Source organism: uncultured Pontibacter sp., from assembly GCF_947492645.1.
Lineage (GTDB): Bacteria > Bacteroidota > Bacteroidia > Cytophagales > Hymenobacteraceae > Pontibacter.
This window is the reverse complement of sequence record NZ_CANLMZ010000008.1, coordinates 133,118-149,852: the sequence shown is the minus strand read 5'-3', so window position 1 is coordinate 149,852 and position 16,735 is coordinate 133,118. Positions and strand designations below refer to the sequence as shown.

Genomic DNA, 16,735 nt, shown 5'->3' with positions numbered 1-16,735 from the left:
GTTATACTTTCAAGTTGAGATTATTATAAAGTTTGTCGAACTGCTGGCACCAGGCTTCAGCTTCTTCGTCTCCGTTTTTGCTGCGTTGCTTTTGCTCCTGATACCCATTCTGCAGCATGTAAAAAGCAATGTTTTGTGCTTGCCAGTAATCTGCCTCCAACCTGGACCCATCCAGTACTTGCAGCAGGCTGGTCAGCAGTTTTACCATGTTCATGTTATCTGGTTGCTCCTGAATCTGCTTCATCAGCGCATCCACACGGTTGGTTACGGCAAATTCCAACTGGGTATAGTTAAGCCTTACCCGCATGCGCTTTACTTCTTCCAGCATGCGTTTAATCTCTACAGGATTCGGGTTTTCGCTTTCAAACTCTCGTAACAGCCTGTTATTTACTATAAAATCAACTGTTGTCTGTAGGGGGCGCGGCAGTTTCATGCCGATAGTCCGCATAGCCGAGATGAGAGGATAGTTATTGTCGTAGATTTGTTGTAGGTCGTTTTCGACGCGCTGCATGGTATTTTCGAGCACCTGGTCGAGTATCTTTTTCTGATCATCTTTAAACAAATGCCAGAAAGAGTAGCTGTGCGATTCAAAGTGCTTATCCAGCAGCATGATAACCTCGCTTACATTGCCTTTGTCAAAGGCCGCTCTAAGTTCTGATTTTAGCTTATCGTAGCGTTCTGCGCTCAGGAACTCACGCACCCCCCCAAACAGTTGGTGGTCACCGAGGTGCAGGGCAGCGTAGGTTATGGTCACTTCTTCCCAGGTAATGTATGATTTGATACTGGCGCGGCCAATAACCAGCTTTTGTTTGCCGGCTTCGTATAAATCGTAAGCCTGAGACGTTGCCCTGAAGCTGTAGAGTTTTAATTCGCTTGCATAGGTTTCGAAAAGCGATGCGACAGCATAGTGCGCTCCTACGCGCAGCAAGTCCAGTATAGTGGGTTTTACTGTTTTCCTGAATACACTTGCCGCATCCTGCAACTCCTTTTGGTTGCTTTTTGCCTGTGCCAGCAGCTCCAGGAAAGGTTCTTCGTAATCGTTGCCGCTTATATCTTTGGCTAACTGTATTGCCCTTGCTGCATACAGTACATCCTGCATCGTTTCGATGCCTGTAACTTCGTCAAAAAACCAGCCGCAACTTGTGTAAATCAGCAGCGTGTGGTACTGCATTTCCATCAGCTTCAGAAAACGTACTTCTTCTTGCCGGCTTAGCTGGCGTGTAGTATGAGTGGCTATAAAATTAGCGACGTTTTCCTCAGACCGATCCAGAATAACCTGGATGTATGCATTTCTGGTATCCCACGGGTTTGCACCCAGCACATGCATTTCTTGTTCGTAGAGCGGTATGAGCTGGTCGCGTAACCAATCAAAACCCTGGCGAAGCGGCTTTCGCCATTCCTGGTTCCAGGTGGGGTTGCCCCCGGTATTGCAGCCGCAATTGCTGCGCCAGCGTTCTACGCCATGGGCACAGCTCCAGGAGCTTTCCTCTATAATTTCGGCCTCATACGTTGGCGGGAAATTTTCGAGATACTCCCCATAAACAGTTATTTTAGCCAGGTTTTCCTCTTCAATGTGGTGCAGCGCATACGATAGGGCCATTTCTCCGAAGCGATGGTGGTGGCCATAGGTTTCTCCGTCGGTGGCAATATGCATGAGTTGGGGCTCTTTGCTCTTTTCCTCAAAAGCTCCCACCAGCCTGTTAGCAAATGTCTCTCCGCTGTTAAGCAGGCGCTCAAAGGCAATGCCCTGCGATACTGGCGCATCGTAAAAGAAGAGAACTATTTGTTTGCCTGAGGGTAACTTGCACAAGTAGGGCCTGCGCGGGTCAATGTTGGCACCGGCTGCACTATGCCATTCCTTCTCTCCGATTTTGCGGTACTGCTTTGCCTGGTAAGGCGATAGTATGGTGAATTTGATTCCATGTTCAGCCAGCACCTCCAGGGTAGGCGTGTCGGCGGCGGTTTCTGCAAGCCACATGCCTTCCGGGTTGCGGCCAAATCGCTTCTTAAAATCAACTATTCCCCAGATAACCTGCGTGTGCTTGTCCTGGGTATTTGCCAGGGGCATGATAATGTGGTTGTATACCTGGGCCAAAGCAGAACCATGGCCAGAGAAGCGTTTTATACTTTGCTTGTCAGCCTCTAGTATAGCCTGGTAGGTGTCAGGTGCCTTGCGCTCCATCCAGTCCAGCAGGGTAGGGCCAAAGTTAAAGCTGATGTTGCTGTAGTTGTTGGTGATATCCACTATTTTACCTTGCCCATTTAAAATACGGGAGGCGGAGTTTCGGGCATAGCACTCATCATTTATGCGTTCGTTCCAATCGTGATAAGGGGCTGCCGACTCCTGCAACTCCACCTCGTTTAGCCAGGGGTTTTCGCGGGGCGGCTGGTAAAAGTGCCCATGTATACAGATATAGCGGCTCATACTAAGTTTGTTGTTGAAGTACAAGTACAGATGCTGCAGGTAGTGTTATTTCCTCATTTCCCTGTAACTCCTGCGGTAACTCATGGCCCGGCCCGCTCCATTGCGCATCCGTAGAAGAGAGCAAGACCACCCAGTTTTTTGTACTGTTGTGTTGGGAGAGACTTACTTTTTGCGGTGCCTTATTTATGTTAAATAAGCAATAGATGTTCGGTGACTTTGATGCATGGATGAGGTGCAGTACTTTTGTCTGGTCATCCATCTGTGCCACCAATTTATTTTTATCCGGGGCCGCAAAGGCAGGAGAGGACTTCCGGAGCAGGATCAGGCGCTTGTAAAACTCCCGCAGGTGCAGCTGCTTTTGGTTTGAAGTATAACTGTGCTGAAGCTTAGACTGCGTAAAGGTATCCTCACTCTGCGGATCGGGTGCTTCGCCCTGCCAGGAAAATGCAGCGAACTCATCACGGCGACCCTTGCGGACTGCCTCTATCAACTCTTTATCGCTGTGGCTTACAAAGTATAAAAATGGGTTTTGCTCTCCATACTCCTCACCCATAAACAGCATGGGCACATAAGGCGAAAGTATAACCAGTCCTGCCACCACCTTCAGCATTTCGTAATCTACGAGTTGTGTCAGGCGTTCGCCGAGCATGCGGTTGCCCACCTGGTCGTGGTTCTGCGAACAAACCACGAACTGGTGTGCCGGGTTGTTTGCCGCTGAGTTGCCAAAGGTGCGCTTACGGTGTTCTGAGTATAAGCCATCGTACACAAAAGCGCTGGTCATCACTTTTGTAAGTTGCTCCGCAGTCCCGAAGCCAACATAGTAGCCTTCCTGCTCACCGGTTACCATGGCATGCACTACATGATGAAAGTCGTCGCTCCATTGCGCTGCCAGGCCATATCCGCCACGGTCCATCGGGTTTATCAGGCGCACATCGTTCAGGTCGCTTTCAGCAATAAGTATAAAATGCCTTCCTTCCTGCTCTTCCAGTTCGTTTACCTGCTCTTGTAACTCCTGCAGAAAATGCTTTGCTCCGTTGTCGAAAATGGCATGTACGGCATCCAGGCGCAGAGCATCTATGTGATAATCCCTTAACCACATCAGGGCATTCTGGAAAAAGAAATTGCGTACAGGGTCTGCGTGTGCATCGTCGTAATTAATGGCCTCGCCCCAGGGTGTGTTATACTTGTTCGTGAAGTATGGCCCAAAGTCGCGGAGGTAATTGCCTTCAGGGCCCATATGGTTATACACTACATCCAGCACCACGGCTATACCTTGTTTATGGCAGGCATCCACTAACCTTTTTAATCCTTCGGGGCCGCCATACGAGTTTTGGACCGCAAACGGAAAAACGCCATCGTAGCCCCAGTTGCGGTTGCCCGGAAACTGTGCTACGGGCATTATCTCTATTGCTGAAATACCAAGGTTCTTTAGCTGCGGCAATTTTTCGATAACACCGTCAAAAGTGCCCTCTTCAGAAAAAGTGCCTACATGCAGTTCGTAGATGATGTACTGCTGCAGCGGAACGCCTTTCCATTTTTTATCAGACCAGTTAAAGCTGTTATGGTCTACGACCTCAGACGGTTTGTGCACGCCCTCCGGCTGAAAGTGTGAAGCTGGGTCCGGGCGGTCTTTTTCCTCATCCAGCACAAAAGTATAGCGGGTACCGGGTTTAGCCTGTGCCGCCAGTACGGTCCAGTATCCAAATGCCTCGCGCTGCATGGGCAGCAACTGCTGCTCCGGCAGGTGTAGTTTAACCTTTACATCTTTCGCCTCCGGCGCCCATACTGTAAATACTGTTCCTTCGCCAGAATTATACTTCGCTCCGATCTCTCTTTTTATAGACATAAGTGTTATGAATTTATAGCAGGTATTAACTGGCTTTAAGGGTAATTAGTTGCTGTTTTTTAGGAAAGCATAAGGTATGACTAGTGTATACAAATAAGCGTGTTAACTAAGGCATGCGGTTTAATTACGTACGATCAGGTATGATTCAGAATATTGCCCGAAACATATTTTTATGACTACAGTAACTACACTAGTTAAAGCAGAACTTATTACATGGAAGGACTACAAGGAACCAAACGTGTTGTTATTGAAAATGTAAAGCCCCAGATAAATTGTGGTAAATATCCAGCCAAACGGGTAGTAGGCGAGAGCCTGACCGTAACAGCCGATGTATTCGCAGATGGGCATGATGAGGTAAAGGCGCAGTTTATTTACAGGCACACCCGCAGGAAGAAATGGGAAGAAGTGCCCATGACCTTTTTAGGCAACGACCGGTGGCAGGCCACTTTTACACCTGATGCCATGGGCCGTTACGAGTATAGCGTACAAGGGTGGATAGATCATTTTTATACTTGGCAAAAAGGCCTGAAGAAGAAATTTGAGGCCAACCAGGACATAAGCGTGGAGTTGCTGATAGGGGCGCAGCACCTTGAGAATGCCGCGGCAACAGCCAAACCCGGCCAGCAGAAGCGCCTGTATAAATGGGCGGAGCAACTCAAAAACGTAACTTCAGTTGCCGATGCCGTAGCGCTTGCCACCGGCACCGATGTAAGCGAACTGATGCATGCCTGCTGCGAACGCCAGAATATCAGCACATACGACAAGCTGCTTCAATTAGACGTAGAGAGACAGAAAGCCTTATTCAGTACCTGGTATGAGTTCTTTCCGAGGTCTGCGGCACAGGAGGGTGGCCGCCATGGTACCTTTAAAGATTGCGAACGTTTGCTGCCACGTATCGCCGAAATGGGCTTCGATACCATTTATCTGCCACCCATACATCCTATAGGCAGAGCTTTCAGGAAAGGGAAAAACAATGCCGTAACCTCTGAACCGGGAGAACCTGGATCGCCGTGGGCTATAGGTGCTGAAGAAGGAGGACATGATGCCATACTTTCAGAACTTGGCACTTTAGAAGATTTCAGGGAGTTTGTGCACCAGGCAAGAGAGCACGGTATTGAGGTGGCCCTGGATTTCGCGATACAATGCTCGCCAGACCACCCTTATGTAAAAGAGCATCCGCAATGGTTTAAATGGCGCCCTGACGGTACGGTGCAGTATGCGGAGAACCCACCCAAAAAGTATCAGGACGTACTGCCGGTAAACTTTGAAACAGAAGACTGGCAAAACCTTTGGAAGGAGCTGAGACGGGTGCTGCAGCATTGGATTGACCAGGGTGTGTTTATCTTCAGAGTTGATAACCCCCATACTAAGGCCTTTGCTTTCTGGGAGTGGGTAATTGCTGATATACACCGGAACCATCCGCAGGTGATTTTCTTATCAGAAGCTTTTACAAGACCTCGTGTAATGGAGCGCCTTGCCAAGATTGGTTTTACACAAACGTATACTTACTACACCTGGCGCAACTCTGCCGAAGAGTTAAGGCAGTACATGACCGAGCTTACCCAAACGGATTTGCGCGAATACTACCGACCAAACTTCTGGCCGAACACGCCTGATATTAACCCTGTGGCGCTGCAGGAAGGTGGAGAGGCCGCACATATTACCCGTGTGGTTATGGCGGCTACTATGTCGTCTAACTACGGTTTGTACGGGCCAGTATACGAGTTTGGTATTGCAACTCCTGTGCCCGGCAAAGAAGAGTACCTCGACTCTGAGAAGTATGAAATTAAGCATTGGGATTGGGGCAAACTCACGAAGATACGCGAGGTGATTACACTCATCAATAAAATCAGAAAGGTTAACCCCGCGCTTCAAACTACATGGAACATTGCCTTTGGCGAGACAGATAACCCAAGTATACTTTGCTATGCCAAATGGAGCGATGACTTTAAAAACAAGCTGCTGATGGTAGTGAACCTGGACCCGCACAACACGCAGGCTGGTTGGGTAAAAGTGCCGCTGTGGCAGCTTAAAATGACCGAGGGGCAGCAATACATGGTGCACGACCTGCTTACAGAGCGTAAGTATACCTGGCACGACGAGTGGAATTTTGTGGAGTTGCGGCCTCACGAGATGCCTGTTCACGTATTTCGCATTGAAGTAGCGCCCTCTGGCATGGGCCACGATAATTTAGACGATAACTGGTTACCATCCGATCACCATACAAACGAATAGACAAACCACCCTGTACCTATATTATGGCAGACGAAAAATTCGAACTAGACGACAACATCCATTGGTATAAAGACGCCATTATTTACGAGTTGCACATCAAAGCTTTCAAAGATGGCAGCGGAGACGGCATCGGCGATTTTAAAGGCCTGATGCAAAAACTGGACTACCTGGAGGACCTGGGTGTTACCGCCATCTGGCTTTTACCTTTTTACCCATCGCCACTCCGCGACGATGGTTATGACATTGCCGATTACCTGAGCATTAACCCGAACTACGGCAACATGCAGGACTTTAAAGCCTTTGTGCGTGAAGCACATAAGCGAGGTTTGAAGGTAATCACAGAGTTGGTTATTAACCATACTTCCGATCAGCACCCGTGGTTCCAGCGTGCCCGCCGTGCCAAAAAAGGCTCTAAGTACAGGGATTGGTATGTATGGTCAGATGACCCTACCAAGTATAAAGATGTGCGCATTATTTTTACGGATACCGAGCAAAGCAACTGGAGTTGGGACCCTGTGGCGGAGCAATATTACTGGCACCGCTTTTTCTCTCACCAGCCTGACCTGAACTATGATAACCCGGCTGTGCAGAAGGAGGTGTTTAAGGTATTGGACTATTGGTTTGACCTGGGGGTGGATGGTTTCCGTTTGGATGCTGTGCCATACTTGTTTGAGCGCGAAGGCACTAACGGAGAAAACCTGCCTGAAACGCATGATTTCCTGAAAAAGCTGCGCGCGCACGTAGACCAGAAATACACAGGCAAGCTGTTGCTGGCAGAGGCAAACATGTGGCCTGAGGATTCAGCTGCATACTTCGGAAATGGCGATGAGTGCCACATGAACTATCACTTCCCGATAATGCCGCGCCTGTTCATGTCGTTAAAGATGGAGGACCGCTATCCTATAATTGACATCTTTAACCAGACGCCTGCCATACCCGAAAGCTGCCAATGGGCGATGTTCCTGCGCAACCACGACGAGCTTACCCTTGAAATGGTAACCGACGAGGAGCGTGACTACATGTATAAAGTATACACAAAAGACCCGCAGGCCCGCATTAACCTGGGTATACGCCACCGCCTTGCCCCGCTGTTGGGCAACGACAGGGCTAAAATAGAACTGATGAACATCCTGCTGTTCTCGATGCGCGGAACACCGGTGGTATACTATGGCGATGAAATTGGCATGGGCGATAACTACTACCTTGGCGACAGAGACGGGGTACGCACGCCTATGCAATGGAATGACAACCGTAATGCAGGTTTCTCAGAAGCAAACCCGCAGAAGCTATACTTGCCTGTGATCATCGACCCAGAGTACAAGTATGAATCGGTTAACGTGGATACGCAAAACCACAATGCCAACTCGCTGCTTTGGTGGATGCGCCGCACCATCAACATGCGGAAGCGATACAAAGCCTTTGGCCGCGGAAGTATAAAGTTTCTGTCTCCAAGCAACTCTAAAGTACTGGCCTTTATACGAGAGTATGAAGATGAGACCATACTTGTAATCGCCAACCTGTCGCGTTTTCCGGAGGCTGTAGAACTGGACCTGAACGAGTACAAAGGGCATGTGCCGGTGGAGGTGTTCAGCAAAAACAAATTCCCGGCCATCAAAGACAATGCCTACCTGTTCACGGTGGGTGGCCACGGCTACTACTGGATGGAGCTAAAGCCACAGGAGGCACCGCAGGAAACTACAGAACAACAACGCAGACCAGCTATACAGCTAAGTTCATTAAAGCAACCGCTGGGTAACCAGGCTGTAAAACAGTTAGAAAGCCGCCTGCTACCACCCTACATTTTGCAGCGCCGTTGGTTTGGCGGCAAAGCCCGTACGGTGCAGCGCATGCAGGTTGTCAGAAACATACCAATGCCTTTCGGGCGACAGGCTGCTTCGCTGCTGCTGATAGAGGTTAGCTATAACGAAGGGTTGCCAGAGCTTTACCAGCTGCCAGTTGCCTTTGCTACCGGCGAGCAGGCTGATGAGCTAAGTACGGAGAGCCCAACAAGTATAATCGGGCGTGTAACCCAGGATGGAAAAGAAGGGGTGCTGTACGATGCCCTTTTCAACGAAGAGTTCAGGCAGATGCTGCTGCAGCTTATCTCAAAGCGCAAACGCATTAAAATAGATGAGGCAGAACTAATAGGTCAGAGCCATCGTGCTGTGGGATCGATGATAAGCGAGGCTGGAGGCAACCTTTCATCCAAAATATTGTCTGCAGAGCAAAGCAACACCTCGATTGTATACGACAACACGTTCTTTCTGAAGATTTACCGAAAACTGGACCGCATTATCAACCCGGATGTAGAGGTGGTGCAAATGCTAAGCGATACAGTTGGGTTTGAGTATGTACCGCGCTTTTTAGGAGCCGTAGAGGAGCACGAGCCGGGCCAGGCACCCATGGTGCTGATGATGTTGCAGGAACTGGTGCCAAATCAGGGAGATGCTTGGAGTTATGTAGGAGATTCTCTGAAGCGTATGTTCGAGCGAATCCGCACCCAAACAGAGCGTGTAAAGGTTAAACCATCCTTAGCTTCGCTTTCGCGGCCGTTGGCGTTTTCTGATATTCCTGAAGATATACAGATGCAGATTGGAGGGGCCTATGTGGAAAGGGTAGAGCTTTTGGGCCAGCGCACCGCCGAAATGCACCTTGCTCTCAGTAACATACATGATAACAAGGATTTTGCACCTGAGAATTTCTCGTTGCACTATCAACGTTCGCTCTATTCCTCGCTTATATCGCTGGTGCGGGTAAATTTTGACAATTTATCCAAGCACCTGCCTAACCTGCCAGAGCACATACGCCCGGAGGCAGAAGAGGTACTGCAGATGCGTGGCGAAATACTGGATAGACTGAAGCTCATCTTCTCCCGCAAAATCGACACGCTCAAGATCAGAACACATGGCGACTACCACCTGGGGCAGGTGTTATTTACAGGTAAGGATTTCTACATTATAGATTTTGAAGGTGAGCCGGCGCGGTCGTTTAGTGAGCGCAGGTTAAAACGCTCTGCGCTGCGCGATGTGGCAGGTATGATCCGCTCTTTCCATTACGCAGCTTATAGCGCATATTTTCAGCAGGAGGGGCTTCGTAAAGAGGAGTCTGAGTACCTGGAGGCATGGGCAGAGCAATGGTACGACTACGCCAGCAATTTCTTTATGTACAACTACCTGGGCAAAACCATGGGTACAGGCGTAGTGCCTCCTAACGAAGAAGACTTTGAGGTGCTCATCCAGACATTTTTGCTGGAGAAGGCAATCTATGAGTTGGGGTATGAATTAAATAACCGTCCGGATTGGGTGCTCATCCCGATCAGAGGCATTAAATACAACATGAGGAAGTATAGGAATGGCTAAGAAAAAGATAGACACCACAACCGAAACAGGAAGTATAGATGCAGCTGCGGGGGCAGGTTCAAGAGCTAAGCCTAAAGCGGCACCCAAAAGCACAGGAAAGAAAACGGATGTACCGTCTGCTGAGATGGGAGCCCCTGGTACAGATGCAGTAACAACAGCAGCTAAGGGGAAAACTGCCTCAAAGTCGAAAGCTGCATCTGCAAAAAGCAGTAAAAAGACTACTACCGAAAAAGAAGTGATTGTGCCTGTTGCTGAAGCAGGTGGTGTGCAGGAGCTTGTGAAGATGGTACCAGCTGGTGCCTCTACAACTAAAACCAGTAGAGCCAAGAAAAGTACAGGTGCCACCGGTACAAGTAAGGCAACCCGAAAAAAAGAATCGGTGCCAGCTACAGCCTTGCCAGAGGAGGTAGTACCGGCTCAGCCGCAGGCACAGGAGGAGTTGCAGGAGCAACGCGCAGTATACCCGGTAAGCAGGCTATCAGACTTTGATGTTTACCTTTTTAAAGAAGGAAAGCATTTTTTGCTTTATGATAAACTGGGCTCGCACCCGATGGAGCATGCAGGCCGAAAAGGCACCTACTTCGCCGTTTGGGCGCCAAATGCAGCACAGGTATCAGTAATGGGAGACTTTAACCATTGGAGCAGAGACAGCCATCAGTTGTATGTGCGCCATGATGGTTCTGGTATTTGGGAGGGTTTTATACCTGAGGTGGAAAAGGGCATGCTCTACAAGTACCACATAAAATCAAATTACCATTTATACCATGTAGAGAAAAGCGACCCGTTTGCTTTTGCACGCGAAGTGCCGCCACAAACAGCCTCGGTTGTTTGTAACCTGCAGTACGAGTGGCAAGACCAGGACTGGATGGAAAAACGCAAAAGTATGGCAGGACAGCCACAGCCTTACAGCGTTTACGAATTGCACATTGGCTCCTGGCGTCGTAAAGCAGAGGATAACAACCGCCCCTTAACCTACCGTGAGTTAGCAGAAGAATTGCCAGCTTATGTGCAAAGTATGGGCTTTACGCACGTAGAGCTGATGCCGGTTATGTTTCACCCGTTCCAGGGGTCGTGGGGTTACCAGATTACAGGTTACTTTGCTGCTGCCAGTACCTATGGCTCTCCGCACGACCTGATGCACCTGATAGACAAATTGCACCAGCATGGCATTGGCGTTATACTAGACTGGGTGCCTTCGCATTTTCCATCAGACGAACACGGCCTGGCATATTTCGACGGTACACACCTGTACGAGCATGCTGATCCGCGCAAAGGCTACCACCCGGACTGGAACAGCTACATATTTAATTATGGCCGCAACGAGGTACGCTCTTTCCTGATTAGTAATGCGCTATTCTGGTTAGAGAAATATCATATTGATGGACTGCGGGTTGATGCGGTGGCGTCTATGTTATATCTGGACTATAGCCGAAAAGAAGGGGAGTGGATACCAAACGAACATGGCGGACGCGAGAACCTTGAGGCTATCTCTTTGCTGAAAGACTTTAACGAGGCCGTTCACACCAACTTCCCGGATGTGATAACGGTGGCAGAGGAATCTACTGCATGGCCAGCCGTAACTGGTGCTGTAAGCAACGGAGGCTTGGGCTTTAACATGAAGTGGATGATGGGGTGGATGCATGATACCCTCGATTATTTTTCTAAAGACCCCGTATACCGTCGCCACCACCAGGGCGAAATTACTTTCAGTCTGGTGTATGCCTTTTCTGAGAGGTTTATGTTGCCGCTGTCGCATGACGAGGTGGTGCACGGAAAAGGAGCCTTGCTGCGAAAGATGCCTGGAGATGAGTGGCAGCAGTTTGCTAACCTGCGTGCACTATACGCTTACATGTATGCACACCCGGGTGCTAAGTTACTTTTTATGGGTGGCGAACTGGGGCAAACCCGAGAGTGGAACCACGACAGCAGCCTTGACTGGCATTTACTGGATTATGGCTTCCACCAGGGCATACAAAACTCACTTCGTGATCTGAATAATATTTACAAGTCCGAACCCGCCCTATATGCCCGTGCCTTTGAGCCAGAAGGCTTTGAATGGGTTGATTTTAACGATGCCCATAACTCAGTCCTAAGCTTTATAAGGAAGGGAAACTCACCGATGGAAGAGATACTGGTAGTTTGCAACCTGACGCCTGTAGTGCATGAGCATTATAAAATTGGGGTGCCGCACTTGGGCGAATGGGTACAGATATTTAACAGCGACGATGGCCGGTACGGCGGAAGCAACGTGCAAAATACAGCGCCGATACAAGCCGTGCCAGAGCCGTTCCATGGCCGCCAAAGTTCTGTTACGTTAAAGCTGCCTCCGCTGGCAGTAGTATATTTCAGGTTTAGAGGGTAACATAGTTAGATCTAAAAAAGCAGCGAGGGAAAGTATAGCAGTTTATACTTTCCCTCGCTGCTTTTTAATTATTTTATCTTAACCCTGCCAAAGGTTTAGCTATACGTTATACTTTGGCTGAACTTGCGTAAAGTATAATTTCCTGTAATATGTATCTGCTAGCGCAGGAAGAAAGTTGATAGCCTTTCTCACATAAAGCCACAAATGCGTTACTGCTGAACTTGTGGCTGTAAACAAAGCTCCCAGATTTTTAAAGCAGCTTATTTGCCTTTGCGCAACGGAAACAACCTGCGGAAGTCCAGCAGGCGGCGCGCCTCTTCCTGCGGTAAATCAAGTTCTGAAACTGAGCGGACATCTTCGATAGAGTAAAACGCCTGTGGGTTGTAATCCCGTATAATGCCGATCACCTCATCGAGCTTCTTTCGCTTTACGATCAGGAAGAGCAGGTTTACTTTGCCACGGGTGCCACGTGCATCAATGCAGGTTAAACGATACCCTCGCCCTTTCAGGCGGTCTATCAGTTTATCGGCTGGCTCTACGGTAATAACACGCACCACCATTTGCCCTAATGCCAGTTTTTGCTCTACGCGCAAGCCCAGAAAGTTACCTGTTGCAAAACCACCTGCCCAAGCCAGGTAAGAAGCCACATTATTCAGGTTTTCCATTACCTGAGTAATGGCCACGAGCCAGATAAGTACCTCTAAGAAACCAAGCAGCGGCGCAATAATCTTGTCGCCTTTGGATATGAAAACTATGCGTAATGTGCCCAAGGTTACATCGCAGATACGGGCCAGGAAGATAAGGAGCGGAATAAAAACCCAGTCAACAAGGGTGGGGTCTATGCCTTCAAAAAGATTCATGTATTCAGGTTAGCGGTATAAGGGTGATTATACTTCAAGTTAAGGATGTTTCGGTAAAGATGGCAAACCTGCGCCTGTTAATTCTGTTCGGAGCTTTGGCAAGGCCTCTGGGTAATTCTGCTGTATAAACTGCACCAGCTTTTCGCGCACATGGCAACGCAGGTCCCAGGCAATACCAGAGCCGCTGGCACTCATTAAAGCCCGTAACTCTAACGTATGCTCTTTTGAGTCGGTTACCTGCAGCACAGAAACCTGCTTATTCCAGAGGTCGGTATGGGCAAGTATGTTTTCAAACTCTTTCCGGACGGCTTCTACCGGAATTGTGTAGTCAGTATACAAGTAAACAGTAGCCAGTATATCGGAGCCAGTACGAGTCCAGTTCTGGAAGGGTTTGTCTATAAAGTAGTTCAGGGGTAGTATCAGCCGGCGGTTATCCCAGAGTTTAAGTACAACATAAGTCAGGGTAATTTCTTCAACGCGCCCAAACTCGTTTTCCAGCACCAGCACATCATCTAACCTGATAGGTTGCGTAAACGCTATTTGCAGGCCCGCGAGCAGATTAGCAATAGACTTCTGGGCGGCAACACCCAACACAATGCCCAACACACCAGCCGAGGTTAGCAAACCTGTGCCTAGTTTTCGGACCGCATCAAAGCTTAGCAGAATCATAGAAATTGCGATAAATGAAATCATCATGATCGTGAGCTTGCGAATAAACTGCAGCTGTGTAAAGAGTTTTCGCTCCCTGAAGTTATCAGATTTATCCAGCTGATGCTTTTTGCGAACCATGTCCCGTGCTACGTTTGTAAGCTTAATCAGAGCCCAGGCAAAAACTAAAATATCCAGCACCTCCACCACACGCTTTAAGGCATAAATTGTTTTAGCCGAATAAGGCAGAAAAGGAATGGCAATCGATACGAAGAGCAGCGGGATCAGGAAGGAGAGAGGCCGGTTTAAATGCTCTGAAAGCGAACGCACCAGCAGCGGGTTATCGCTTCGGTTATAGATACTTAACAGTTTAAAAAGTATGAACTTGAGAAGTGTGCCTGTGATAACAGCTGCAAATAAAATCACAAGGCCAAGAGCAAAATCATCAAGGTGATAAAAATAATCTTTAATTCTATGCATGCATTAACCTGGTTAAATAGGTTATACTTCAATTTCCTGGTCAGAGGCTATCCGGAAGCTATAAATCAGCGTATTCGTACTCCTGTAAGGGCTTTGGAGTTGTGTTTCTGGTAAAACCTTATGTTATGAATGTTGGGTAGGTTATATTTATAGTAAAACATCTATATATAGAAAACGCTTGCATAGTCCTTTGCGTACACAATGTAAGTTATCAACTAAAACGAAAGATAATTTTACAGCATTGTTTAACAGTTTGCCACACTCTAACTGTTTAAGCTGCCTGTTTCAATTAATTAGCTTACATGGCAAAACTGATCATCGTATCAAACAGACTTCCTGTTAAACTCCAGGAAACGGAAGGCGAACTACAATATAAAACCAGCGAAGGTGGTCTGGCTACTGGCTTAGGTTCTATTTACAAAGAGGGAGACAATTTGTGGATAGGCTGGCCTGGCCAGGTAGTGGAGGATGCAGAAAAACAAAAGCAGGTAATCGCTGAATTGCAAAAGGAAAGCATGTATCCTGTTTTTTTAACTGAAGCGGAAATTAAGGAGTATTATGAGGGCTTCAGTAACGAAACCCTGTGGCCTACCTTTCATTATTTTTCTCAGTACGCTGTATACGACCAGCAATTCTGGGATACCTATGTGCAGGCAAACCAAAAGTTCTGCGATGAGGTGGTAAAGCAGGCCGACCCTGATGATACCATCTGGGTACACGATTACCAGCTGCTGCTGTTGCCATCAATGCTGCGCGAGAAGCTGCCCGATTGTACCATTGGTTTCTTTCAGCATATACCGTTCCCGAGTTATGAGGTTTTCCGGTTGCTGCCGTGGCGTAAAAAGCTGCTGGAGGGCATGCTGGGCTCTGACCTTGTCGGCTTCCATACTTACGACGATATGCGCCACTTCCTTAGCTCTGTAAACCGATTGGTGGGCTACGGAAGTATGCACGGCTGGATAAACACAGGCAACCGGTCTTTGCTGGTGGACTCTTTCCCGATGGGAATAGATTATGAGAAATATTCCCAGACTGCTGTTTCGGAAGAGGTGGCCAAACGTGAGGCAATTTACCGGAGCAATCTAAAAGCAGATAAACTTATTATCTCTATTGATAGGCTGGACTACTCGAAAGGTATACCCAAGCGGCTCGAAGCTTTTGAAAAGTTTCTGGAGAAATACCCAGAATTTCATGACAGGGTAACGCTGGTTATGCTGGTGGTGCCAAGCCGCGATGAGGTAGAAAAGTATAAAGAGCTGAAAGAAGAGGTAGACGAGATGGTGGGCCGCATCAACGGCAAGTATAGCCACATCGACTGGAACCCAATACAGTATTTTTACCGCTCTTACCCCTTAGAAACACTTTCTGCATTTTACCGCATGGCTGATGTGGCGCTGGTAACCCCAATGCGCGACGGCATGAACCTGGTTTGTAAAGAGTATGTGGCCAGCAAACCCGACCAGACTGGCGTACTTATACTTAGCGAGATGGCCGGTGCCTCCAAAGAGTTATCAGATGCCATACTTATCAACCCGAACGATACGAACCAAATGGTAGAGGCGCTTTACCAGGCTTTAACGATGCCCGTGGAAGAGCAGAAGGTGCATATGACAAGTATGCAGGAGTCGATTAAACGCTACAACATACACCATTGGGTATCCATGTTTATGGATAGGTTGTCTTATGTGAAGATAAAGCAGCTTTCTATGGCTACAAGTTACCTGGATACTGCTACGTTCCAGGAGCTTACCTATTCTTATACTGCTGCCAGCTCACGTTTATTCTTCCTGGAGTACGATGGCGCGCTGATAGACTACAAAAACAGGCCGTTAATGGCTAACCCATCCGATGAACTGATAGAATTGCTGCATAAATTAGGAAGCGACCCTAAAAACAAGGTGGTAGTTGTGAGTAGCCGTGATAAAGATAACATGGAAGATTGGCTGGGCGACCTGAACATTGATATTATAGCGGAGCACGGCGTTTGGATAAAACAGAAAAGCGCTGGCTGGCAAACGGTACTCAGCTTAATGGACGACTGGAAAAGTGATATCCGGCTTATACTAGAGCTGTACGTAGACCGCACTCCCGGCTCGTTTATCGAAGAAAAGGATTACTCGCTGGTATGGCATTACCGTAAAGTAGAAACTGGTTTAGGCGATTTACGTGCCCGTGAGTTAGTAAGCCATCTTAATTTTTTGGCAACAAACAGCAACCTTCAGGTGCTGGATGGGCAAATGGCTGTAGAAGTAAAAGCCCAGGAAATAAACAAAGGAAAAGCCGCCAGCTATTGGCTAGGAAAATACCCGCATGAATTCGTGCTGGCCATTGGCGATGATTGGGGAGATGAAGACATTTTCAAGGCCATGCCCCGGGAGGCCTATACCGTTAAAATAGGCAACGGCAGCTCTATAGCAAAATACCACCTGGATACCTGCCAGGAAGCACGCTGGATGTTGTCTAAGTTACTGCGACTTTCAAATTCGGAGCAAGCGTCGGATGCGATGATGACAGGCTGAT

General features: G+C 48.2%; 8 protein-coding genes. 4 read left to right on the top strand and 4 right to left on the bottom strand.

Features of this window, described 5'->3' with window-relative positions; all coding sequences use genetic code 11:
- Position 1: 1 nt before the first annotated feature.
- Positions 2-2,425 carry a DUF3536 domain-containing protein gene (locus Q1A23_RS11105; protein WP_299823267.1) on the bottom strand — a complete coding sequence of 808 codons (2,424 nt, stop codon included), beginning with the start codon at positions 2,423-2,425 and terminating at the stop codon, positions 2-4.
- 1 nt (position 2,426) lies between these two features.
- Complete coding sequence (gene treZ / locus Q1A23_RS11100; RefSeq protein WP_299823264.1) at positions 2,427-4,271, bottom strand: malto-oligosyltrehalose trehalohydrolase; 1,845 nt, start codon at positions 4,269-4,271, stop codon at positions 2,427-2,429.
- Positions 4,272-4,484: 213 nt separating this feature from the next.
- On the opposite strand from treZ, the gene Q1A23_RS11095 reads away from it, so the two are divergent.
- Genes Q1A23_RS11095 through glgB form a run of 3 tightly spaced genes read left to right on the top strand, consistent with a single transcriptional unit; the run spans position 4,485 to position 12,227 of the window.
- Positions 4,485-6,506, top strand: a complete 2,022-nt coding sequence (locus Q1A23_RS11095; protein WP_299823261.1) for an alpha-1,4-glucan--maltose-1-phosphate maltosyltransferase — start codon at positions 4,485-4,487, stop codon at positions 6,504-6,506.
- Between the two features lie 23 nt (positions 6,507-6,529).
- A complete protein-coding gene (gene treS / locus Q1A23_RS11090) occupies positions 6,530-9,865 on the top strand; it encodes a maltose alpha-D-glucosyltransferase (RefSeq protein ID WP_299823245.1) in 3,336 nt (1,111 codons plus the stop codon).
- Positions 9,858-12,227: a 1,4-alpha-glucan branching protein GlgB gene (gene glgB, locus Q1A23_RS11085; RefSeq protein ID WP_299823243.1), complete on the top strand. Its 2,370-nt coding sequence runs from the start codon at positions 9,858-9,860 to the stop codon at positions 12,225-12,227. Before treS ends, glgB begins: the two co-directional genes overlap by 8 nt.
- A gap of 260 nt (positions 12,228-12,487) precedes the next feature.
- Here glgB and Q1A23_RS11080 read toward each other — a convergent pair whose 3' ends face one another.
- Positions 12,488-13,087, bottom strand: a complete 600-nt coding sequence (locus tag Q1A23_RS11080) for a DUF2179 domain-containing protein (protein ID WP_299823241.1) — start codon at positions 13,085-13,087, stop codon at positions 12,488-12,490.
- A gap of 39 nt (positions 13,088-13,126) precedes the next feature.
- Positions 13,127-14,215, bottom strand: coding sequence for a mechanosensitive ion channel domain-containing protein (locus Q1A23_RS11075; protein WP_299823238.1), 1,089 nt, complete (start codon positions 14,213-14,215; stop codon positions 13,127-13,129).
- A 302-nt stretch (positions 14,216-14,517) separates the two neighbouring features.
- Here Q1A23_RS11075 and Q1A23_RS11070 point away from each other — a divergent pair, with 302 nt between their 5' ends.
- Positions 14,518-16,734: a bifunctional alpha,alpha-trehalose-phosphate synthase (UDP-forming)/trehalose-phosphatase gene (locus Q1A23_RS11070; protein ID WP_299823235.1), complete on the top strand. Its 2,217-nt coding sequence runs from the start codon at positions 14,518-14,520 to the stop codon at positions 16,732-16,734.
- Position 16,735 lies beyond the last annotated feature (1 nt).

Coding starts and splice junctions, on each gene's coding strand:
- Q1A23_RS11075 (WP_299823238.1), bottom strand. CDS start 14,215: ATGCATAGAATTAAAGATTATTTTTATCACCTTGATGATTTTGCTCTT.
- Q1A23_RS11105 (WP_299823267.1), bottom strand. CDS start 2,425: ATGAGCCGCTATATCTGTATACATGGGCACTTTTACCAGCCGCCCCGC.
- glgB (WP_299823243.1), top strand. CDS start 9,858: ATGGCTAAGAAAAAGATAGACACCACAACCGAAACAGGAAGTATAGAT.
- Q1A23_RS11095 (WP_299823261.1), top strand. CDS start 4,485: ATGGAAGGACTACAAGGAACCAAACGTGTTGTTATTGAAAATGTAAAG.
- treS (WP_299823245.1), top strand. CDS start 6,530: ATGGCAGACGAAAAATTCGAACTAGACGACAACATCCATTGGTATAAA.
- Q1A23_RS11080 (WP_299823241.1), bottom strand. CDS start 13,087: ATGAATCTTTTTGAAGGCATAGACCCCACCCTTGTTGACTGGGTTTTT.
- treZ (WP_299823264.1), bottom strand. CDS start 4,271: ATGTCTATAAAAAGAGAGATCGGAGCGAAGTATAATTCTGGCGAAGGA.
- Q1A23_RS11070 (WP_299823235.1), top strand. CDS start 14,518: ATGGCAAAACTGATCATCGTATCAAACAGACTTCCTGTTAAACTCCAG.